The sequence below is a fragment of the Burkholderia sp. AU30198 genome (assembly GCF_020419825.1).
Classification (GTDB): Bacteria; Pseudomonadota; Gammaproteobacteria; order Burkholderiales; family Burkholderiaceae; genus Burkholderia.
This window is the reverse complement of the sequence record NZ_JAIZSA010000005.1, coordinates 36,843-56,228: the sequence shown is the minus strand read 5'-3', so window position 1 is coordinate 56,228 and position 19,386 is coordinate 36,843. Positions and strand designations below refer to the sequence as shown.

Here is a 19,386-nt window from a genome sequence, read left to right as displayed (position 1 = left end):
TGGCTCGGGTTATCGCGCGACTTTCGTCAGCCCGTCGCGGGTGAAACGCCTGACCTTGTCCTCGTCGAGTTCGATGCCGAGGCCAGGGCCGTCCGGCACGGTCAGTTCGAAGTCGCTGTAATCGAGCGGCTGCGTCAGGATCTCTTCGGTGATCAGCAGCGGCCCGAACAGTTCGGTGCCCCACTGCAGGTTCGCGAAACTCGCGAACAGGTGCGCGGACGCCACCGTGCTGAACGCGCCTTCGAGCATCGTGCCGCCGTACAGCTCGATGCCGGCGGCGTCCGCGATCGCGGCGACGCGCTGCGCCGCGAACAGGCCGCCGCTTTGTTCGATCTTGATCGCGAACACGTCCGCGCCGTGATGCTTCGCGATATCGAAGGCGCTGTCGGGGCCCTGCAGAATTTCATCGGCCATCAGCGCGATCGGGAAGCGGCGCATCAGGCGCGCCAGCGCCGCGGCCGACGCCACCGGCTGCTCGACCAGTTCGCAGCCGGCATCGGCCAGCGCCGGAATCGCGCGTGCAGCCTGCGTTTCGCTCCACGCCATGTTCACGTCGACGCGCACCGAGGCGCGATCGCCGACGGCCTTCTTGATCTCGGCCACGTGGCGGATATCCGTATCGAGCGCCTTCGCGCCGATCTTCAGCTTGAACACGTTGTGGCGGCGCTGGTCGAGCATCCGCTCGGCTTCGGCGATGTCGGTGGCCGTGTCGCCCGACGCGAGCGTCCACGCGACCGGCAGGCGATCGCGGCGGCGGCCGCCGAGCAGCTCGCTCACCGGCACGCCGAGCCGCTTGCCGTGCGCGTCGAGCAGCGCGGTTTCGAGTGCGCTCTTCGCAAAGTGGTTGACCTTCGCGAGCTTGCCGAGGAACGCCATCAGCGTCTGGATGCGCGTCGCATCCTGGCCGACGATCGCCGGCGCGAGATACGTGTCGATCGCGAGCTTCATCGCCTCGGGGCTTTCCGGGCCATACGCCATGCCGGCGATCGTCGTGCCTTCGCCGAGGCCCGTCACGCCGTCGCTGCAGAACACCTTCACGAGCATCAGCGTCTGGCCGTACATCGTGGCCACCGACAGCTTGTGCGGGCGGACCGTCGGCAGGTCGACGAGGCGGGTTTCGATGCGTTCGATGGTGACGGAGGACATGGGGCACGCCGTGGGGGTGAAGTTCTTGAGGCGATTTATACGTCTCGGCCGAATCGAGCGTCCAATACTTTTAGGCGGCCATTTCAATACCTGACAGGTATTGAAATTCGGAAATATTCGTTTGATTTCACGGTTTACCATACCCTCCATGACAGGCGATACGGCCTGGAAGCCATGCTGGATCGAGGGGAGCGGCCACCCGGGATGCGGGCGGCCGCAGATGGGGATGGCATCGGTCGCCACGCGCGCAGCGACGCAACAAAGCGGCCTCGGCGGGCCGCTGTCAGGGTTTTCCTGATGCCTCACCCGGGGGCTCGTGGGCAGTTTCTCGGCATGCGCGGTCGGCGGCCGGCTTCGCGGCCGTTCGTTCGACCGATTGTCGGCGCAAGCCGATGTGGTGCCGACAGGAATCACGGCAGCGGTGCTTGCGCACCGGGTCGAGCACGTGCGGGGGGCGGCGTCCGGGCAATCCACAGGACGTGCCTGGCCGGCTTCGTCGCGAGCGCCGGCGGCTTTGGCGATTCATTCAGCCGCCGCACCGCCCCGGCGCAGCGGCACAGCGTCACGACGTACCGTCGCCGCCCGGGTACCCGCCCAACCTGCCCTCCACCCCATACCCATCGTCCGGCGCCGGCAGCCGCCCGAGCACCCGCTCGACCTCCAGCGCGACCGCGATGAGTTCGAGATCGGTGCCGGCCGCCCCATCCAGTGCGAGACCGACCGGCAGCCCGGCCGCCGTCAGGCCGGCCGGGACGGTCATGCCCGGTACGCCGGCATTGCTGCCCGGCTCGGTATTCCGGATGTAGGTCGAGAACACCGAAGCGGGTTCGCCGTTGAGCATCATCGCGTCACCCGACGGGATCGGGCACGCGGTCGCGATCGCGGCCGGAAAGACCAGCGCGTCGGCCCCGCTGTCGGCGAGGCACTGCCGATACGCGGCACGCGACCGCGTGCGCCGGTCGAGCGCGGTGCGGTACGCCGCTTCGCCGATACCATCGGGGCCGGTGATGTGGCGGGCGATCTTCGCGACGTCCGGGCTCCCCACGTTCGCGACGATGTCGTCGACCGACAGGTCATAGCCGTTCTCGATCAGATACGCATGCATCGACGAACGGAATTCGTACATCGCGATGATAGCCGGCTCGTCGTCGAAGAACCCCGGATAGTCGTTCAGGTCGATGTCGACGCACTCGAAACCCGCCTGCGACAGTTTCGCCACCGCGGCATTCGCCACTGCGTCGACATCCGGCGCGAGGCCGCGCCAGAACGTCGTGCGCGGGACCGCCAGGCGCACCGGGCGCGTTGTGTTGCGCGTGGGCAGCGATGTCGGCGTGCCGGTGCCCGACAGAATCGCGTCGAGCAGCGCGATGTCCTCGACCGACCGCGCGATCGGGCCGACGGTGTCGCGCGTACGCGAAATCGGCGCCACACCGCCCGACGGGTAGCGCCCCACGGTCGGCCGGAGGCCGACGGCACCACACAGCGCCGCCGGAATCCGCACCGAACCGCCGGTGTCCGTCCCGAGCGCGGCGGGCACCACGCCGGCGCCGACCAGCGCGCCCGAGCCGCTACTGCTGCCGCCCGGAATCCGGTTGAAGTCATACGGGTTGCGTACCGCGCCCGTCACGCGGTTGTTGCCCGATACGCCGAATGCCAGCTCGTGCAGGTTGGCCTTGCCCGCGATCAGCGCCCCGTGCGCCAGCAGCCGCGCGACGACCGGCGCATGCTGCGGCGGCACGCGGTTATGCAACGCCAGCGTGCCGTTGCCGGTCGGCAGGCACGCGGTGTCGATGTTGTCCTTGATCGCGATCGGCAGGCCCAGCAGTGCGTGCGGAGTGGCCGCCGTCGCGAGGTCGCGGTCGCAGCGGGCCGCTTCGGCGAGCAGCCGCGCATCGTCGACGCACGTGAAGCCGTTCAGGTAGCGCCAGCGTGCGTGCCGCTCGATCATTGCGTACGCGTATTCGACGCAGGAGAACTCCCGGCGCAGGAGCGCGTGCCGGGCTTCGGTGAGCGTCAGGTGTCCCAGGGTGGGCATCGTCGTCGTTCCTCGTAACAGGGGATCGTCACAAGGTAGGGCGCGCCGATTTTGACGCCCATCATCACAATGGATGACCCCGGGGCGTCGGCCGCGCAGCCGGTCACGCCAGTGCGGCCGCCAGGCTCGCGCGGTTGGCGACGCCCTTCTTCGCCATCACGCGCCGCAGATGCGTGCGGACCGTCGACAGCCCGATGCCGAGCGTGCGCGCGATGTCCTTGTCGGTATAACCGGCGGCGACGAGCCGCGCGACGTCGCTCTCGCGCTCGGTCAGCCCCGCGCATGCATGGCGCCGCCGCAGCAGCGCACGCCGGAAAAACGGCTCGATGCCGTTCAGCAGCAGCTTGTCGCGTTCGGTGAAATCGGGCCGCCCTTGCGCCCGCCAGATGCGCAGGTCGCCGACATGCGTCGCGCCGTCGAACGCATACACGTTGATACCGTGGTGCATGCCGTCGCGGCGCAGGAAATCGTTGTAGAACTCGGTCTGTTCCAGCTCGCGCCGGCTCACCACCTCGTCGACGCAGGTCGCCACGCGGCGCGCGCGCAGTTGCGACGTGACCGGATCGATATGCTGGAACCACGCTTCGTACCGGGCGATCTGCATCGGATCGACGTTGTACGCGAACCCGTTTCGCCACAGGCCGGTTTGTTCATCGCAATCGAACGATGCGGCGAAATCCGCGCGAAGCAGCTGCGTGATCGCGGGCAGCACGACCTTCCTCACGTCGACGACCGGCCCCAGTTCTTCCAGGCGGGCGACGATGTCGCCGAACAGCCGGAGTTCCTCCGGCGTGATATCGGACACGGCAAGGTTCATGGCGGACGGTTCCTCGGCAAGCCGGTGGAGAACACCTGTATCGAGCGCTTCGACGGGCGATTCCGCGACCAGGGCCCGAACGAGCACGGGTTCGTCACGATGCGCCATGTTACCCGGCTGATCGACCCATCGCGTATCGAATCCGACACCGGGCGGGCTCATAGTTCACCCGGCCATCCGACGCCCGGGCAGTTCGCCGCGGCGCACGAGGCAAGACAGCCGGTATTCCGACGAGAAACACGGCCGGCCAACTGCCGCACGACGGGCCGCCGCGTCATGGCGCACGCGTGAAGACCTGCTCAGCGGCCGGCAGCCGCCACCGACGCCTGCCATTGCGCGGCCACGCCGGCGTAATCCCTGACCTTGAAAGCGGAGCCGTCCTGGACATGGACCCAGCCAAGCGTGCGCTCGGCGAGCGGCTTGTCGTGGTCGTCCGTCGCGATCTTGACGATCGCCTGCGCACGCACATGCACGAGACCGTCCGGATAGTCGGACGACGGGTTCGCCAGCGTCACCGTCACGAACGGCCCGAGATCCTGCAGAAGGCGCGTGGGATTGTCGGCCATCAGCAGCGAACCGCCCTTCACGCGGTCGTCCACGCGAATGGCCGTGCCGCCCGGCCGCCGCTGCGCAGCGGTCGGCTGCGACATCCACAGCACGTGATCCGGGTTGAGATAGACCACATCGGGATCGCCCATCGCGTCGCGGGTTTCAATCCGGGGTATCGGCATGCACAGTCTCCAGTCGAATATCGGGCACCGAATGCCGGTGCGGCGGCACCATGATGATGCCGCAATATGTCGGCTTGCCGCGTGTCTGGGGGCGAATGGTGCGACCACCCGTGGCCGGATGGCCGCGCGCTGGGCACGCTGCTGTTGCGCCGGTGCGCCGATGCCGTCGAGCGGTGGGTGACGCCGCTTCGCGCCAACGCGATCAGCGGCCGGACAGCCCGGCCGCACCGTCTACCCCCGCCACGTTGCGTCCGCAAGCTTCGCCACCAGCTCGTCGTACACGACCCGGATGCGCCGGGGCATCGGCCCGCGTCGCGGCCGATAGACGTGCAGCTTCCACGGTTCGGGGTCGAGGCCGGGCAGCAGCCGCACGAGGCGCCCCTTGTCGATGTAAGGCCGGACGAGATACTCCGAGCACTGGCCGAGCCCCACCCCCGCGCATATGGCCTCGATCTCCACCTCGGTGTCGTCGGTCAGATACGCCGGCGACGACGGGACGAACTGGTGCTCCCCGCGAAACATCCACGGCCATGCCCGCCCGCTCGCGCGATCGATCAGGCAGGTGACCGGCATCGATTCGAGTTCCTTGCGGTTCTTCGGCTCACCCAACCGCCGGAGCAGCGACGGCGCGCCGACGATCCACATCGGCAACGGTCCGATCATGCGCGCGACGAAGCGGTTGTCGCCGATCGCCCCGACGCGCACGCCGATGTCGATCTGTTCGTCGACCACCGGCGACGGCACGTCCGACAGCCGCAGGTCGGGCACGAGCCCCGGATAGCGCCGCATGAGATCGCTCAGGATCGGCTGGACGTAATGACGCCCCATGCCCGACGGCGCCGTGATCCGGACGACGCCCACCGGCTCGTCGGCCTGGCCGGTCGCGGGCCCGAACAGCCCGTCGACGGCGGCCAGCGCCGTCTGCGCGTCGCGCGCGAACGCCTGCCCGAACGCGGTAATCCGGATGCTCCGGGTCGTCCGGTGAAACAGCGTTTCGCCGAGCATCTCCTCCAGTTCGCGCACCGCACGCGTCACGACCTGCGGCGATACGCCGAGACGCGCAGCCGCCTCGCGAAACGTGGGTGCCGCAGCAGCCGCGGAGAAGATCTTCAGGATATCGAGTCGGTTGAGCATGGAGAACCCTCCTGACGCGCATGCGGTCGCGTTTTTCATTCCTAAAACGGGAATTCTGAATGCGCCATTGTTCCATTTTTTTACGATGAGCGAGCGACCACAATGCACATCAAGCGTGCATCGCAACCGATCCGACTCAGCCACATGCGGCGCTTTCATCCCTCACTCTGGAGAATCTCATCATGAACGCAAGCACGAAACCGGCCCAACTCGACGGCCGCATCGCCCTGGTGACGGGCGCCAGTTCCGGCATTGGCCGCGCATCCTCGATCGAACTGGCGCGTCGCGGCGCCAAGGTCGTCGTCTCCGCCCGGCGCAAGGCCGAACTCGACCAGCTGGTCGACGAAATCATGACCGCCGGCGGCGACGCCAAGGCTTTCGTCGCGGACGTCGCGAACGAAGACGATCTGCGCAAGCTGTTCAATTTCGCGGCATCGACCTACGGACGCCTCGACATCGCGTTCAACAATGCCGGCACGGAAGGCGTGTTCGCGCCGCTGCTCGAGCAGGATGCCGAGCGGTTCGACAGGGTGTTCGAACCGAACGTGCGCGGTGTATTCAATTCGATGAAGTACGCCGCCGAAATCATGCTGCGGCAGGGGTCGGGCAGCATCATCAACAACGCGTCGATGGGCGGGCTGATCGGCTTCGAGAATGCGTCGGTCTATATCGCGAGCAAGCACGCGGTGATCGGGATGACGAAGACCGCGTCGATCGAATGGTTCAAGCGCGGCGTGCGCGTGAACGCACTGTGCCCGGGGCTGATCGAAACGCCGTTCCATCACCGTGGCATCTGGCCGTCGGACGATGCGCAACAGGCATTTGCCGCATCGACGCCGGCAGGACGCTGGGGCTCCGCCGAGGAAATGGCGACGATCGTCGCGTTCCTCGCGTCGGATGACTCCAGCTATGTGTCAGGGCACGCGCTCGTGGCCGACGGCGGTTACTCGGTTGCATGACCGGTGAGGCGCGAGGCCGGGCGGTGGCCGTGTTCGCCGCACGCCGCGGCCCGGCGGCGGCTACGCCACCGCCTGCCTCGCATGCAGCCGCAACGCGAGCCACGCGATCCCGACCGCCACCGCGCCGACCACGCCGCCGAACGTGCCGACCCACGGCAGCCCGAAGTCGCCGGCGATATGGTTGCCGATCAGCGCGCCCGCGCCGATGCCGACGTTGTACAGCCCGGAGAAGATCGACACCGCCAGGTCGGTGCCCTCCGGCGCCAGCTTCAGCACCCATGCCTGCATCGCCAGCCCGAAGCAGACGATCGCGCCGCCCCAGACCAGCGTATGCACTGACAGCGTGACGATGTTCAGCGCGCACGGGAACAGGATCAGCAGGCATCCCGCCAGCGCGACGATCGACCCGAGCAGGAAGTCGTCCGGCCGGTGCGGATAGACGCGGTTGAAGCAGATCGCGGCCGGTATGCCGGCGATGCCGAACAGGATCAGCACGTAGGTAATCCGGCTGCTGCTCGCGTGATTGACGCTCTGGACGAACGGTTCGATGTACGTATACGACGTGAAGTGCGCGGTCACGACCAGCACGGTGATCGCGTACAGCGCCACCAGCGCGGGCTTGCGCAGGAACACGCCGATGCTGCTGAGCGACCCGGCGCCCTGGCTCGGCAGCACCGGCAACGTCGCGCGCAGCAGCAGCAACGCGACACCCGCCGCGCCGGCGATGATCAGGAACGTGACACGCCAGCCGAACGTCTCGCCCACCACACGCCCGAGCGGGATGCCGGCCACCATCGCGATCGCCGTGCCCATCGCCAGCAGGCTCAGTGCGCGGCTTTTCCAGTCGCTCGGCGCGAGGCGCACGGCCAGCGGCACGGAAATCGACCAGAACACCGCATGCGCGCACGCGATGCCCAGCCGGCCGACCATCAGCACCGCGAAATTCCACGCGACACCGGTCACCACGTGACTGCCGATGAACACCAGCAACGCCCCCATCAGCAGCTTGCGGCGCTCGACATGGCGCGTGGCCAGCGTCAGCGGCAGCGACACGACGGCCACGGCCCACGCGTAGATCGTCAGCATCAGGCCGACGTCGGTCGGCTGCATGTGCAGGCTGTCGCCGATCGCGCTGAGCAGCGCGACGGGCACGAATTCAGTGGTATTGAAGATGAAGGCGGTGAGTGCCAGGGCCAGTACGCCCCACCACGAGTGCTTGGAACTGACGGCGTCCGGTGTGGCCATACCTGGAATCGACGAGACGAGAGTTGGGGGCGCGCGGCGCGGAGAGCCCGGCCCGGCGATCGTCGCGATTGTACCAGCGGCATATGACACGGCGCGGTGCGGGTTGCCCGCGGGACATGGTCATGACACGGCCATGCGCCGATAATGTGCCGACCGGCTTCCACGACCCGTTCGCTCGATCCCTGTCGAGCCTGGAGAATCCCATGCGCATTGAAACGTCCTTTCTGTTCGATCTCGACGGCACGCTCGTCGACAGCGTCTACCAGCACGTGCTCGCCTGGAAGGAGGCGCTCGATGCCGAAGGCATCGAATTGTCGGTGTGGCGCATCCACCGCAAGATCGGCATGAGCGGCGGCCTGTTCCTGAACCAGCTGCTGCGCGAGACGTCGGTCGACCTCGACGCCGAGCGCGTCGAGCGGCTTGCCCGGCTGCACGCGGCCGCGTACCAGCGGCTGCGCGCGCAGGTGCGGCCGCTGCCGGGTGCACGTGAACTGCTGGCCGCGCTGTCGGCGGCGGGGATTCGCTGGGCGATCGCGACCAGCGGGCGGATGGAAACGGCCGCCATCAATCTCGAGGCGCTCGGCGTCGATCCGGCGAAGAACGTCGTGGTCACGCGCGATCAGGTCAAGTATGCGAAGCCGGATCCCGACCTGTTCCTGACGGCCGCCGCGCAGCTGAACGTGCCGATCGAACATACGGTCGTGGTCGGCGACAGCATCTGGGACATGCTTGCCGCTGCCCGCTGCCGCTCGCTCGGCGTCGGGCTGCTGTCGGGCGGATACGGCAGCGACGAACTCGAACGCGCGGGCGCGCTGCGCGTGTACGACGATCCGGCCGATCTGCTGTGGCATCTCGACGAGATTGCCGCGCGGCCCTGAACCGCCGGTTCGACATCGATCCCGCCGCGCCGCATGCAGGGCTGCACGGGGCCATTGCGGTCGCGGCGATGAACGGGCGCGGCCGCTTGCGTTCGATTCAGGCCCTGCTACGAAGGGTCATGCGCATCGATGCCCGACCAGCCTGCGATGCGCGGCACAGACCGCTCGGCTGCGCAATTGAAAACGCCCGTGCGCGTCAGCCGGTCGCTGCATCGCTGCCACCGCCACCGTCACGTGCGTTCGAGATCGCTTCGACGAGCTTCAGTTCGTCGTCGATCGACAGCGTCGTGTCGATCACTTCGCCGCCGAACGGTGCAAGCCCCGTGCTCAGTGCATAGATGTCGAGTTGCGTCGCGGCCAGCCCGAGCGACACCGTGCCGGGGCGCGCCTTGCGCGCGACGCGGTCGATCAGCGCGTCGTCCACCGGCCGCTCGCGCCACGCATCGAGCGACGATTCGATGTGCTCGACCACGCTGTCGAGCAGCGATCCGGGCGGCGTGCGTCCGGGGTCGACTGCATGCGCGCGCAACTGTCCATCCGTTGCGCACTCGACGATCGCGATACCCGACAGCGCGACGACATGCCGGTCGCGCAACGTATCGAGTTCGGCAAGCGCACGATGGGCGGCCGCGAGGTCGGGATAGGACAACACAATCAGCGTATTCATCCGCCACTCCGTAAAATCAGGCGGCCGGTTCAGGATGCGCCGCGCTCAATGCGGCAGCCCGAACGCGGCCTTCAGGCTCGCGACGATCATCTGCATCGCGATCGCCGCGAGAATCATCCCCATCAGCCGCTGCGTCACCGCCGTCACGCGCGGCGACAGGTAATGGCCGATCAGCGGTGCCGACAGCAACGAAACGGCCAGCAACACGAGAAACGCGGCGAGCCCGAGCGCGAACGCGAATTCCTGCCCGGTCGACAACGCGCTGTGCCCGAGCACGATCATCGTCGCGATCGTGCCGGGGCCGACGAGCAGCGGGATCGTCAGCGGATAGATCGCGACGCTCTCGGCCGTCGCCGGATCGGCACCTTCGCTTTCGCCCGGCGCATGCTGGCGGCTCGGCGCGCCGTGCAGCATCGACAGCGCGATCAGCAGCACCAGCAGCCCGCCCGCGAGGCGGAAATCGTCGATCGTCAGGCCGAACACATGCAGGATCGCGCCACCCGCGACCGCCGACACGATGCAGCCGACCGTCACGCCGATCGCCGCCGTCAGCGCGACCTTGCGGCGCACGCCGTCCGCCGCGCCTTCCGTCAGCGACAGGAACACGGGGATGTTCGCGATCGGATTCATGATCGCGAACAGTGCCGCAAACACCTTAATGGAAAAGGTCAGGTCGAAGGCCACAGGTTCGCTCCCGTCTCGCGCGTCGACACGTGCTTCGAATCGCGCGCAGGTTCCGCTTCGTATCGGATGCACGGCGCCCGCCATGCTGCTACGATCGACGCACCGCGTTCACGCACGACGGAGGGCCCCGACCGATGCAAGCCACCGACACTTTCATGGATCACGAGATTCGCGTCGACGCGACGCGCAACGCGAACGGCGCGTGGGTCGCGCAGGTGCGGATCTTCCGCGACGGCGCGCCGGTCGACCTGCCCGCACCCGAGCTCGTCACGCCCGAATGGCTCACGTGCGACGAAGCGCTGCGCGGCGGCATCGATCAGGGCCGCGTGATCATCAAGACACGCGACCGGTAGCGGCAACCGGCTCATCGGTGCGCAGCGCACGGCGCATTTCACGCATCGAAATCCAGATCGCCGATCAGGATCTCGCGATCGCGCTGGGTTCGTGTGCTGAAATCGACCGGCAATTCCATCTGCCAGCGTTGGATCGTGACCGGCAGCGCCGCGAGATAGCGGTCGAAGCGGCTGCGGTCGGGCTCGGCCAGCAGCGCATCGATCGCGTCGTCACGCCACGCGAGCCGTGCATTCAGCCGGTTCGGCAATCCGACCGTCGACGTGAGGCCGATGACATCGACACAGGTCGGGCTGCCCTGCCCGTCGTGCGGCACGACGTCCACCCTCACATCGCCAGGCTGATACAGGCCGAGCACGCGCGCCGCGATACGCGGCGCAAACTCGGTTTCGAAACAGGCACGGACATCGGGATTCATCTCGCCTCCAGGTTCGAATCATGTCGTCACGCCGCTGTCACGCGGCTGCAATCTGTCGCTCGAATGCCGCTTCCGCCTTCAGGCTGTCGAGATCGCGGCCGATCGTCGCGACCGCGAGCCGCGTGTCGTCGCGCCAGTACGCGATCGAGCAATCGTGCGCGCCGAGGTCGCCATCGATCTCGACACGATCGAATTGCTCCGCATGCCCGACATAGTTGATCGTCAGGTCGTAATGCTGGCTCCAGAAGAACGGCACCGCATCGAACGGCCGCTGCTGCCCGAGCAGGTTGCGCGCGGCGACGATGCCCTGCCGCTCGGCAACGACCCAGTGCTCGACGCGAATGCGCTCGCCCGTCAGCGGATCGGGCCAGCGCGCGATGTCGCCGGCCGCGTAGATGCCGGGCGCACTCGTCTGGAGGAAGCGGTCGACCGTCACGCCGCGCTCGACGGCCAGCCCCGCGTCCTGCGCGAGCGCCACGTTCGGATGAACGCCGATGCCGACCACCACGAGATCGGCCGGCAGTACGTCGCCGGTCGACAGCGTCACGCTGTCCGGCGTGATCTGCGCCGGCGTCGCGCCGAGATGGAACACCACGCCGTGCGACTCGTGCAGGGCCTGGATCGTGCTGCCGAGCGCTTCGCCGAGCACGCGCGCCATCGGATGCGCATCGGGCGCGACGACCTGCACGTCGAGCCCGCGCGTGCGCAACGCGGCGGCGGCTTCGAGCCCGATGAAGCTCGCGCCGACCACGACGCAGCGGCGCGCCGTCTTCAGCTTGCCGATCAGTGCATCGCAATCGGCGCGCGAGCGCAGCACGCACACGTGCGGCAGATCCGCGCCGGGCACGGTCAACCGGTTCGGTTCGGCCCCCGTTGCCAGCAGCAGCGCGCCGTATCCGACACGGCTGCCGTCGGCCAGTTCGACCGCTTGCTGCGTGGGATCGATGCGTACGACACGCGTGCCGCACCGCACGTCGATGTGGTGGTCGGCATAGAACGACGGTGAGCGCAGCGGCAGCCAGTCGGCCTCGGCCGTGCCGGCGAGATAGTCCTTCGACAGGTTCGGCCGGTCGTAAGGCGGATCGGAATCGGCAGTCAGCAGCGTGACAGGATGCGGATAGCCTTCCTGCCGCAGCGTCACGGCCGCCGCGATCGCTGCTGCGCCGCCGCCGACGATCACGATCGAAGCAGGCAGTCCTGCTGCATTCAATGCAGGCGGCACGGCAGCCGGCTGCGCATCGAGTACGACGGCGCGGCCGTCGCGGCGTTCGACGCGCCAGCATGGCAGCCCGTCGAGCGCCGGCGCGCGCAGCAACTCGCCGGTGCGCAGACAGAACGCCGCGTGATGCCACGGGCAGCGGATCGTGTCGCCCTCCAGCAGGCCGTCGGCCAAGGGCGCGCCGTAGTGCGGGCATTGCGCGCCCACGGCAAACAGTTCGTCGGCGCGGCGCACCAGCAGCACCGCTGCGTCACCGACATGGCCCTCGATCATTGCACCGTCGGCGAGATCGTCGAGCGCGATGCCTTGCGTGAGATCGGGACGTGAAGACGAGGAATCGCTTCCGGACATGACATCGCTCCCGCAGAGTCAGGTAACGATCCCATTATCGGCGTCCTTCATGAAAAGAACAGGTACAGACGCCCCCGCAGCGCACGCAAACACGCACTGTAGCTTGTACGAGATCCATGACGGGCGTAGAACGTCATCAACGTTGCGGCGCAACACGCGCGCCACCCGCGGCGCACGTCGCGCGTCGTGCGCAATCCGCATGCCGCGCGCCTTCCCCCCGTCACCCGGAGTGCTACCCGATGGCCACCGTTCTGTGCGTGCTCTACCCCGATCCCGTGGACGGCTATCCGCCGCGCTACGTGCGCGATGCGATTCCGGTCATCACGCAGTACGCGGACGGACAAACCGCGCCGACGCCCGCCGGCCCGCCCGGCTTCCGGCCCGGCGAACTCGTCGGCTCGGTGTCCGGCGCGCTCGGGCTGCGCGGCTATCTGGAGGCGCACGGCCACACGCTGATCGTCACGAGCGACAAGGACGGCCCCGACTCCGAATTCGAGCGCCGGCTGCCCGAAGCGGACGTGGTGATCTCGCAGCCGTTCTGGCCCGCGTACCTGACGGCCGAACGGATTGCCCGCGCGCCGAAACTGAAGCTCGCGCTGACGGCCGGCATCGGCTCCGATCACGTCGATCTCGACGCCGCCGCGCGCGCGCACATCACCGTCGCCGAAGTCACCGGCTCGAACAGCATCAGCGTGGCCGAGCACGTGGTGATGACGACGCTCGCACTGGTGCGCAACTACTTGCCGTCACATGCCATCGCGCAGGAAGGCGGCTGGAACATCGCCGATTGCGTGTCGCGCAGCTACGACGTCGAAGGCATGCATTTCGGCACGGTCGGCGCGGGGCGCATCGGGCTCGCCGTGCTGCGCCGGCTGAAGCCGTTCGGGCTGCATCTGCACTACACACAGCGCCACCGGCTCGATGCATCGATCGAGCAGGAACTCGGGCTCACGTATCACGCCGATGCCGCATCACTCGCGAGCGCCGTCGACATCGTCAACCTGCAGATCCCGCTGTACCCGTCGACCGAGCACCTGTTCGACGCGGCGATGATCGCGCGCATGAAGCGCGGCGCGTACCTGATCAACACCGCGCGCGCGAAGCTGGTCGACCGCGACGCGGTCGTGAACGCCGTCACGTCCGGGCATCTCGCGGGCTACGGCGGCGACGTGTGGTTTCCCCAGCCGGCGACGGCCGATCACCCGTGGCGCACGATGCCGTTCAACGGGATGACGCCGCACATCTCCGGCACGTCGCTGTCCGCGCAGGCACGCTACGCGGCCGGCACGCTGGAGATCCTGCAATGCTGGTTCGACGGCAAGCCGATCCGCAATGAATACCTGATCGTCGATGGCGGCGCGCTCGCGGGAACGGGCGCGCAGTCGTACCGGCTGACTTGACGACGCTACGCTCGACGCGCGGCGGTATGTTCAGTCGAGACAGTAGGCGGCGAGCTTGCCGACGGTCACGACCGCTTGCTCGATCTCCGGCGACCACGGGCTGCTGTAGTTCAGCCGGATGAAATTCCGGTAGCTGTCCGCGATCGAGAACATGTAGCCGGGCCCGATCGTGATCCCCTGCTCCAGCGCGAGCTGGTACAGCCGCATCGCGTCGACCTGCGCGGGCAGCTCGATCCACAGCACGTACCCGCCGGCCGGGCTCGAAATGCGCGTACCTTCCGGGAAAAACCGCGACACCATCGTCCGCATCAGGTTCGCCTGCTGCGCATACGCCTTGCGAATCCGCCGCAGGTGATGCTCGTAGCCATCGCGTTCGAGAAACTCCGCGATCGCGAGCTGCGGCAGCGACGGCGTCGCGAGCGTGTTCAGGAATTTCAGCTTCTCGACCTGCTCGCGATAACGGCCCGGCAGCGCCCAGCCGATCCGGTACGCGGCCGTCAGGCTCTTCGAGAACGACGAACAATGCAGCACGATGTCGTGACGGTCGAACGCCTTCAGCGTGCTCGGATGGATGTTGCCGAAGTACAGTTCGTTGTACACGCCATTCTCGATGATCGGCAGATCGGCTTTCGCGGCGAACTCGACCAGTTCACGCTTGCGTTCGTCGGGCATCTGGAAGCCGAGCGGGTTCTGGAAGTTCGGCATCACCATGCACGCGGCGATCGGCTGCGACTTCGCAATCGCGGCCAGCGCCGCGATGTCGATCCCGTATTCCGGATGCGTCGCCACCTCGATCGCCTTCATCCCCATCCGCTCGATCGCGTGCAGCATCGCGTAGAACGTCGGTGACTCCACCGCGATCGTGTCGCCCGGTTTTGCAACGGCCTGCAGGCACAGATTGATCGCCTCCGTCGCGCCGACCGTCACGATGATCTCGTTCGGGTCCACCGACATCCCGTTTTCCAGGTAGCGACGCGCAATCTGCCGAATCAGCCGTGGATGGCCGGGCGGCAGCCCGTCCGTCACGCCCCACAGCGACTTGTCACGGCCAGCCGCGTACGCGTAGCGGTTCAGCTTTTCGAACGGGAACAGGCTCGGGTCCGGGTACGGCGAGCCGAGCGGCACCGCGTCGTCCGTGCCGATCGAGCGCAGCGTCGACAGCACGAGCCGGCTCACGTCGACCGACGACGAGATCGCGATCGGCTTCGACGGCCGCAACTCGCGCACCGGCGCATGACTGTCGTCGCGCCGCAGGTTCACGAAATAGCCGGACTGCGGGCGGCTTTCCAGCAGCCCGCGGCTTTCCAGCAGCAGATACGCGTGCAGCACGGTCGTGATGCTGATCCGGTGCTGCTGGCTCGCCTGCCGCACCGACGGCACACGATCGCCGTGTCGATATACGCCTTGCCGGATGAGTCGCTCTACGTCGTTTGCAAATTTCTCGTAGAGCTTCATCCGCCTCGCCCCGCCAGCGATGAACCGGCCTGCGATGCGTGAGCGGCACGACCGCGCCGGTGCACGAAGCCGGATAGCCGTGCCCGGGCGCGGGTGTCCCGGTGCGAACCTCGTCCGTTATCGAAATTGAAGGCGGATAGCAATGCGAATCTCATCAAGACAAGGTTCGGCATCCTACTGCGTCATTTCGACGAATGTAAGTGACAGTTTGGCGAGGAAACATCAAATCCGGCCGGCGTGGTGAACAGATGCGAACGCGACGGCGCGGCCCCGCGCGATCGCGCGGCAACCATTCGCCGGGCGCTGTGCCGGCGCGCGTCATCGCGATTTGCCGATGGCAGTCGGGCAGCCATCGCGCGAAGCCCGGTCATGCACGGGCCCCGCGTGTGCTCAAGCGTCGTCGACGTTGTCCGCGTAGTGATCGATCGCGACCTTGCACTCGTCGAACACCACCGTCAGCAATGCGACGTCGTTCGACTCGACCCACTTGCGGATCTGCAGGAATTGCCCGGTGCCGAGATCGGCGAGGCGGGCCGGATCGTCGGTCGTCACGTCGACGATCGCGATCGCGCGCTTGCCGTTGCCGGGCAGCGGCGACAGCGTCGCCGCGATGTCGAAGCGACGGTACGATTGATCGATGCGCATGCGGTTCTCCCGAAGTCGGTCGAAATGGATGGTCTCAATCGAGCGCCTGACGGTAGACCTTGCCGCCGAATCCCGTCACGACGTTGTCGACCGAGAACGGCATGTCTTCCTTCGCTTCCAGGATGATCGCGACGCTGCCGGGCACGAGCCGTGCCGCAACCGTCTCGACGAACGTGCCGTCGAGCAGCGCGTTGCCGGCCGCTTCCGCGAGAATGCCGGCCCCCGCGCCGGCCGCCATGCCCGTGACCACGCCAATCGGCCCGGCGAGCAGGCCGAGCAAACCGCCTGCGATCGCGCCGATCACACCGCCCTTGAACGGACGCGATTCGGCATGGAGTACCGCGAGCTTGCCGGTCGCGTCCTTCTCGACGACGACGCCGTTCTCGACGTTGAATCCTTCGTTTTTCTCCGACAGCGCCTCGATATCGTTCGCGGCCTGGCGGGCCGTGTCGACGCTGCCGAACACGGCGACGATCAGTTGCTTGGTCATTCGACACCTCGCTCGGTTGGATGGTCAGTTTCAGCCGCCGCACCGCATGCGGCTGGCCGGAATTCGATTCAGATGCCGGTGGCCGCCACGCGCGCACGCGCCGCGTCGGCATAGGCGTGCGCCGCCTCCCGCTGCAGCCCGGCGACGGACGGCGCGCGTGCGAGCGCCGGATCGGCATCGCGCGTGTCGCGCGCCAGCCGGTAGGCGTCCGACGCCACGCGCTGCAGTTCGATCGCCTGTTTCGTTTCGACGGAATCCGTGCTCATCGGGCACCCTCCTTGCAGGAACAGGGAAAATTCACGCGGCCTGCCGCTCGTGCGTCACCTGTGTGCATGCGCATCGTCCTCGACATCCGCGACGTCGGCCGGGAAGCGATGCTGGCCGAAACTCAGGATCAGCACGCCCACCGCGAGCAGCACGATCCCGAACGTGGTCATCAGCATCCGTTCGGGGCTGTCGGTCGCACCGCGCAGAATCAGGTCGCGCGCGAGCGACGTCATCGCAATGAACAGCGGAAACCGCACCGGCAACCGGCCGAGCCGCAGGTAGCGCACGTCCATCGCGAGCACTTCCAGATACAGGAACATCAGCAGCAGGTCGGTCAGCGACACTTCGCCCGCGAGCACGACCTTCCACGCTTCCTGCGCCATCGCGAACGCGGTCGCGAGCCCGATCACGATCAGCCCGGCCAGTTCGGCCGCGTGAAGGAAATGGCCGAAGCGGCGACGAATGCGCTCGGCCGGCGAGCAGGGAACGGTGGTCGTATTCAAGGTGACAGTCGCTGTGTTGAGGCATGAGCGGCGCCGGGCGGCGGCGGGAAATCCGCATCACGTGCGGCGGCATGCGCGGTATCGTGCGTGTCCGGCACATCCGCCACGTGCTGGCCAGCCGCGCCGATCGCCTGTTCGACCGCGGACAGCGTCCGGCGGCAACACACGTGGAACGCGTCGCCCGCGTCGGTGCAGGCAACGTCGTCGGGCTCGCGGCACAGCAGCAGGCGACAGCCGAGATACCGTTCGAGGCCGTCGATCCGTTCGCTCACCTGCATTTCGTCGAGCCGCAGTTCGGACGCGGCGCCGGACAGGCCGCCATGCTCGACCACCGCGACATATACACGCATCGCTTCCAGCAGGTTCATGATGACGCTCCTCGTCGGCGGGCGCAGCGGGACCTAATCTACTGCACGCGGCACCCGCGCTCAAGAGCACAGCGCCGCGCACGCCAGGAGTACAGCTGCGCGGGCATCGCACGAAATCCGGCCCTGTTTGACGCATTCGAATGACAGATTGGCGATACGTGTTCCAAAGACTGGCCGAAGCTGCTAGATTGCTTGCTCGACGACGTTACGCGGTGCGGGCAGGTCACGCACCGTGCGGCCGGCCGCCACCGCTGCGGCCCGTTGCGCGAGATCCGCGCAACGTCCTTCATCCGCATGACACAAAGAGAACAGTCGCATGACACCGTTCAACCGTTCGCCTTCGCGCGCCACGGCACTTCCGTCCCGACATGACTGACCGGCAGGCCACGATGCAGACACCTCCCCCGCTCTCCCAAAACGTTCACAGCACGATCACGCGCAGCGCGATCTTCCTCGTGGCGACGATCAATCCCGGTGCCGATCACGCCGACACGATCCGGTCATGGTGCGGCGACATCGCCGCGCTCGTGCGTTCGGTCGGCAAGCGCGTGCCGGGCGGCAACCTCACCTGCGTGTGCGGCTTCGGCGCCGACGCGTGGGATGCGCTGTTCGGCAACCCGCGCCCCGCCGCGCTGCATCCGTTCCGTGAATTCGGCGCGGGGCAGCGCGTCGCGGTCGCGACGCCGGGCGACATCCTGCTGCACATTCGCGCGGAAGCGATGGACCTGTGCTTCGAACTCGCGACGCAACTGCTCGGCGCGCTCGGCGATGCCGTCACGGTCGTCGACGAGGTGCACGGCTTCCGCAATTTCGACCAGCGCGCGATGATCGGCTTCGTCGACGGCACCGAGAATCCGGAAGGCCGCGAGGCGGTCGACTTCACGGTAATCGGCGACGAGGATGATGAATTCGCGGGCGGCAGCTACGTGATCGTGCAGAAGTACCTGCACGACATGGCCGGCTGGAACGCGCTCGCGGTCGAGACGCAGGAGCGCATCATCGGCCGCACCAAGCTCGCCGATATCGAGCTCGCGCCGGACGTGAAGCCGTCGTGTTCGCACAGCTCGCTGACCACGCTCGACGAGGACGGCCAGGAAGTGAAGATCCTGCGCGACAACATGCCGTTCGGGCGCCCGGGCGCAGGCGAATTCGGCACCTACTTCATCGGCTATGCGCGTTCGCCGGCGCCGATCGAGCAGATGCTCGAGAACATGTTCGTCGGCCGCCCGCCCGGCAACTACGACCGCCTGCTCGACTACAGCCGCGCGGTCACCGGATCGCTGTTCTTCGTGCCGTCCGCCGACCTGCTCGAAGCGCTCGCCGATCGCGCGGCACCGGCCGCCGATGCGGCGCAGCCGGAACCGTCGGCGGCGGCGCCACATCGCGACGGTTCGCTGAAAATCGGCTCGCTGAAAGGCGTGCCGTCGTAACGCAAGGTGCCAACGGCAGTCCGGCGCGCTACCCCGCGCCGGGCTGGTCTGGAACGGCTGCAGTTCAGTCGGCCGGGGCGCTCGTGCGGCGTGGCGCGGCGTGGCGCGGCGTGCGGCGCTGCGCAGGCGCCGCCCTTCCGCGATACCGCCGAGTGCACGCCGTGACGTGCGCAGGCTTACATTCCCCGCACGC

Annotated in this window: 22 protein-coding genes; 6 read left to right on the top strand and 16 right to left on the bottom strand. The window is 67.6% G+C overall.

Annotated features, from left to right (window positions below; all coding sequences use genetic code 11):
- Nucleotides 1–9: 9 nt before the first annotated feature.
- The 3 genes from LGN19_RS13345 to LGN19_RS13335 all read right to left on the bottom strand — a co-directional run bounded on the left by LGN19_RS13345 (nucleotide 10) and on the right by LGN19_RS13335 (nucleotide 3,998).
- Nucleotides 10–1,146, bottom strand: coding sequence for a muconate/chloromuconate family cycloisomerase (locus tag LGN19_RS13345; protein ID WP_226215157.1), 1,137 nt, complete (start codon nucleotides 1,144–1,146; stop codon nucleotides 10–12).
- A 562-nt stretch (nucleotides 1,147–1,708) separates the two neighbouring features.
- Nucleotides 1,709–3,181 (bottom strand): indoleacetamide hydrolase, encoded by a 1,473-nt coding sequence (gene iaaH, locus LGN19_RS13340; protein ID WP_226215156.1) that lies wholly within the window; start codon nucleotides 3,179–3,181, stop codon nucleotides 1,709–1,711.
- A 103-nt stretch (nucleotides 3,182–3,284) separates the two neighbouring features.
- A complete protein-coding gene (locus LGN19_RS13335; RefSeq protein ID WP_226215155.1) occupies nucleotides 3,285–3,998 on the bottom strand; it encodes a helix-turn-helix transcriptional regulator in 714 nt (237 codons plus the stop codon).
- A 24-nt stretch (nucleotides 3,999–4,022) separates the two neighbouring features.
- Between LGN19_RS13335 and LGN19_RS39905 the strand changes: the two genes are divergently transcribed.
- A complete protein-coding gene (locus tag LGN19_RS39905) occupies nucleotides 4,023–4,289 on the top strand; it encodes a transposase (RefSeq protein ID WP_226215154.1) in 267 nt (88 codons plus the stop codon).
- A gap of 8 nt (nucleotides 4,290–4,297) precedes the next feature.
- Here LGN19_RS39905 and LGN19_RS13325 read toward each other — a convergent pair whose 3' ends face one another.
- Nucleotides 4,298–4,729 carry a hypothetical protein gene (locus tag LGN19_RS13325; protein ID WP_226215153.1) on the bottom strand — a complete coding sequence of 144 codons (432 nt, stop codon included), beginning with the start codon at nucleotides 4,727–4,729 and terminating at the stop codon, nucleotides 4,298–4,300.
- 231 nt (nucleotides 4,730–4,960) lie between these two features.
- On the bottom strand, nucleotides 4,961–5,863 hold the full coding sequence (locus tag LGN19_RS13320) for a LysR family transcriptional regulator (RefSeq protein ID WP_226215150.1): 903 nt from the start codon (nucleotides 5,861–5,863) through the stop codon (nucleotides 4,961–4,963).
- Nucleotides 5,864–6,045: 182 nt separating this feature from the next.
- Between LGN19_RS13320 and LGN19_RS13315 the strand changes: the two genes are divergently transcribed.
- On the top strand, nucleotides 6,046–6,822 hold the full coding sequence (locus tag LGN19_RS13315; RefSeq protein WP_226215148.1) for an SDR family NAD(P)-dependent oxidoreductase: 777 nt from the start codon (nucleotides 6,046–6,048) through the stop codon (nucleotides 6,820–6,822).
- A gap of 60 nt (nucleotides 6,823–6,882) precedes the next feature.
- On the opposite strand, the gene LGN19_RS13310 is transcribed toward LGN19_RS13315, so the two are convergent.
- Nucleotides 6,883–8,067: a sugar transporter gene (locus tag LGN19_RS13310; RefSeq protein ID WP_226215146.1), complete on the bottom strand. Its 1,185-nt coding sequence runs from the start codon at nucleotides 8,065–8,067 to the stop codon at nucleotides 6,883–6,885.
- Between the two features lie 203 nt (nucleotides 8,068–8,270).
- Here LGN19_RS13310 and LGN19_RS13305 point away from each other — a divergent pair, with 203 nt between their 5' ends.
- The gene (locus LGN19_RS13305; RefSeq protein ID WP_226215144.1) at nucleotides 8,271–8,945 is read left to right on the top strand and encodes an HAD family hydrolase; all 675 of its coding nucleotides are present in this window, start codon (nucleotides 8,271–8,273) and stop codon (nucleotides 8,943–8,945) included.
- Nucleotides 8,946–9,141: 196 nt separating this feature from the next.
- Here the strand turns inward: LGN19_RS13305 and LGN19_RS13300 are convergent, their stop codons facing one another.
- Entirely contained in the window at nucleotides 9,142–9,612 is a 471-nt protein-coding gene (locus LGN19_RS13300) for a hypothetical protein (RefSeq protein ID WP_226215142.1), read from the bottom strand.
- Between the two features lie 45 nt (nucleotides 9,613–9,657).
- Entirely contained in the window at nucleotides 9,658–10,296 is a 639-nt protein-coding gene (locus LGN19_RS13295) for a MarC family protein (RefSeq protein WP_226215140.1), read from the bottom strand.
- Between the two features lie 134 nt (nucleotides 10,297–10,430).
- On the opposite strand from LGN19_RS13295, the gene LGN19_RS13290 reads away from it, so the two are divergent.
- Nucleotides 10,431–10,649: a DUF6566 family protein gene (locus LGN19_RS13290; RefSeq protein ID WP_011349700.1), complete on the top strand. Its 219-nt coding sequence runs from the start codon at nucleotides 10,431–10,433 to the stop codon at nucleotides 10,647–10,649.
- A gap of 38 nt (nucleotides 10,650–10,687) precedes the next feature.
- Here the strand turns inward: LGN19_RS13290 and LGN19_RS13285 are convergent, their stop codons facing one another.
- Both LGN19_RS13285 and LGN19_RS13280 read right to left on the bottom strand, forming a co-directional pair.
- Nucleotides 10,688–11,065, bottom strand: coding sequence for a DUF5594 family protein (locus LGN19_RS13285; RefSeq protein WP_226215138.1), 378 nt, complete (start codon nucleotides 11,063–11,065; stop codon nucleotides 10,688–10,690).
- A 37-nt stretch (nucleotides 11,066–11,102) separates the two neighbouring features.
- Nucleotides 11,103–12,635: an FAD-dependent oxidoreductase gene (locus tag LGN19_RS13280; RefSeq protein ID WP_226215136.1), complete on the bottom strand. Its 1,533-nt coding sequence runs from the start codon at nucleotides 12,633–12,635 to the stop codon at nucleotides 11,103–11,105.
- 239 nt (nucleotides 12,636–12,874) lie between these two features.
- On the opposite strand from LGN19_RS13280, the gene LGN19_RS13275 reads away from it, so the two are divergent.
- Complete coding sequence (locus LGN19_RS13275; RefSeq protein ID WP_226215135.1) at nucleotides 12,875–14,035, top strand: NAD-dependent formate dehydrogenase; 1,161 nt, start codon at nucleotides 12,875–12,877, stop codon at nucleotides 14,033–14,035.
- Between the two features lie 30 nt (nucleotides 14,036–14,065).
- Here LGN19_RS13275 and LGN19_RS13270 read toward each other — a convergent pair whose 3' ends face one another.
- The 6 genes from LGN19_RS13270 to LGN19_RS13245 all read right to left on the bottom strand — a co-directional run bounded on the left by LGN19_RS13270 (nucleotide 14,066) and on the right by LGN19_RS13245 (nucleotide 17,763).
- Nucleotides 14,066–15,490, bottom strand: a complete 1,425-nt coding sequence (locus LGN19_RS13270) for a PLP-dependent aminotransferase family protein (RefSeq protein ID WP_226215133.1) — start codon at nucleotides 15,488–15,490, stop codon at nucleotides 14,066–14,068.
- Nucleotides 15,491–15,880: 390 nt separating this feature from the next.
- Nucleotides 15,881–16,135 (bottom strand): hypothetical protein, encoded by a 255-nt coding sequence (locus LGN19_RS13265; protein ID WP_175220606.1) that lies wholly within the window; start codon nucleotides 16,133–16,135, stop codon nucleotides 15,881–15,883.
- 34 nt (nucleotides 16,136–16,169) lie between these two features.
- Complete coding sequence (locus LGN19_RS13260) at nucleotides 16,170–16,625, bottom strand: DUF1269 domain-containing protein (protein ID WP_226215131.1); 456 nt, start codon at nucleotides 16,623–16,625, stop codon at nucleotides 16,170–16,172.
- A 68-nt stretch (nucleotides 16,626–16,693) separates the two neighbouring features.
- The gene (locus tag LGN19_RS13255; protein WP_122950579.1) at nucleotides 16,694–16,891 is read right to left on the bottom strand and encodes a hypothetical protein; all 198 of its coding nucleotides are present in this window, start codon (nucleotides 16,889–16,891) and stop codon (nucleotides 16,694–16,696) included.
- 54 nt (nucleotides 16,892–16,945) lie between these two features.
- The gene (locus LGN19_RS13250; RefSeq protein ID WP_122950578.1) at nucleotides 16,946–17,395 is read right to left on the bottom strand and encodes a phosphate-starvation-inducible protein PsiE; all 450 of its coding nucleotides are present in this window, start codon (nucleotides 17,393–17,395) and stop codon (nucleotides 16,946–16,948) included.
- A complete protein-coding gene (locus LGN19_RS13245; protein ID WP_226215129.1) occupies nucleotides 17,392–17,763 on the bottom strand; it encodes a LysR family transcriptional regulator in 372 nt (123 codons plus the stop codon). Before LGN19_RS13245 ends, LGN19_RS13250 begins: the two co-directional genes overlap by 4 nt.
- 368 nt (nucleotides 17,764–18,131) lie before the next feature.
- On the opposite strand from LGN19_RS13245, the gene LGN19_RS13240 reads away from it, so the two are divergent.
- On the top strand, nucleotides 18,132–19,193 hold the full coding sequence (locus tag LGN19_RS13240; RefSeq protein ID WP_174957333.1) for a Dyp-type peroxidase: 1,062 nt from the start codon (nucleotides 18,132–18,134) through the stop codon (nucleotides 19,191–19,193).
- Nucleotides 19,194–19,386 lie beyond the last annotated feature (193 nt).

What these genes read in the sequence shown, in the direction of transcription:
- LGN19_RS13345 (WP_226215157.1), bottom strand. Translation starts at nt 1,146, where the DNA reads ATGTCCTCCGTCACCATCGAACGCATCGAAACCCGCCTCGTCGACCTG.
- iaaH (WP_226215156.1), bottom strand. Translation starts at nt 3,181, where the DNA reads ATGCCCACCCTGGGACACCTGACGCTCACCGAAGCCCGGCACGCGCTC.
- LGN19_RS13335 (WP_226215155.1), bottom strand. Translation starts at nt 3,998, where the DNA reads ATGAACCTTGCCGTGTCCGATATCACGCCGGAGGAACTCCGGCTGTTC.
- LGN19_RS13325 (WP_226215153.1), bottom strand. Translation starts at nt 4,729, where the DNA reads ATGCCGATACCCCGGATTGAAACCCGCGACGCGATGGGCGATCCCGAT.
- LGN19_RS13320 (WP_226215150.1), bottom strand. Translation starts at nt 5,863, where the DNA reads ATGCTCAACCGACTCGATATCCTGAAGATCTTCTCCGCGGCTGCTGCG.
- LGN19_RS13315 (WP_226215148.1), top strand. Translation starts at nt 6,046, where the DNA reads ATGAACGCAAGCACGAAACCGGCCCAACTCGACGGCCGCATCGCCCTG.
- LGN19_RS13310 (WP_226215146.1), bottom strand. Translation starts at nt 8,067, where the DNA reads ATGGCCACACCGGACGCCGTCAGTTCCAAGCACTCGTGGTGGGGCGTA.
- LGN19_RS13305 (WP_226215144.1), top strand. Translation starts at nt 8,271, where the DNA reads ATGCGCATTGAAACGTCCTTTCTGTTCGATCTCGACGGCACGCTCGTC.
- LGN19_RS13300 (WP_226215142.1), bottom strand. Translation starts at nt 9,612, where the DNA reads ATGAATACGCTGATTGTGTTGTCCTATCCCGACCTCGCGGCCGCCCAT.
- LGN19_RS13290 (WP_011349700.1), top strand. Translation starts at nt 10,431, where the DNA reads ATGCAAGCCACCGACACTTTCATGGATCACGAGATTCGCGTCGACGCG.
- LGN19_RS13285 (WP_226215138.1), bottom strand. Translation starts at nt 11,065, where the DNA reads ATGAATCCCGATGTCCGTGCCTGTTTCGAAACCGAGTTTGCGCCGCGT.
- LGN19_RS13280 (WP_226215136.1), bottom strand. Translation starts at nt 12,635, where the DNA reads ATGTCCGGAAGCGATTCCTCGTCTTCACGTCCCGATCTCACGCAAGGC.
- LGN19_RS13275 (WP_226215135.1), top strand. Translation starts at nt 12,875, where the DNA reads ATGGCCACCGTTCTGTGCGTGCTCTACCCCGATCCCGTGGACGGCTAT.
- LGN19_RS13270 (WP_226215133.1), bottom strand. Translation starts at nt 15,490, where the DNA reads ATGAAGCTCTACGAGAAATTTGCAAACGACGTAGAGCGACTCATCCGG.
- LGN19_RS13265 (WP_175220606.1), bottom strand. Translation starts at nt 16,135, where the DNA reads ATGCGCATCGATCAATCGTACCGTCGCTTCGACATCGCGGCGACGCTG.
- LGN19_RS13260 (WP_226215131.1), bottom strand. Translation starts at nt 16,625, where the DNA reads ATGACCAAGCAACTGATCGTCGCCGTGTTCGGCAGCGTCGACACGGCC.
- LGN19_RS13255 (WP_122950579.1), bottom strand. Translation starts at nt 16,891, where the DNA reads ATGAGCACGGATTCCGTCGAAACGAAACAGGCGATCGAACTGCAGCGC.
- LGN19_RS13245 (WP_226215129.1), bottom strand. Translation starts at nt 17,763, where the DNA reads ATGAACCTGCTGGAAGCGATGCGTGTATATGTCGCGGTGGTCGAGCAT.
- LGN19_RS13240 (WP_174957333.1), top strand. Translation starts at nt 18,132, where the DNA reads ATGACTGACCGGCAGGCCACGATGCAGACACCTCCCCCGCTCTCCCAA.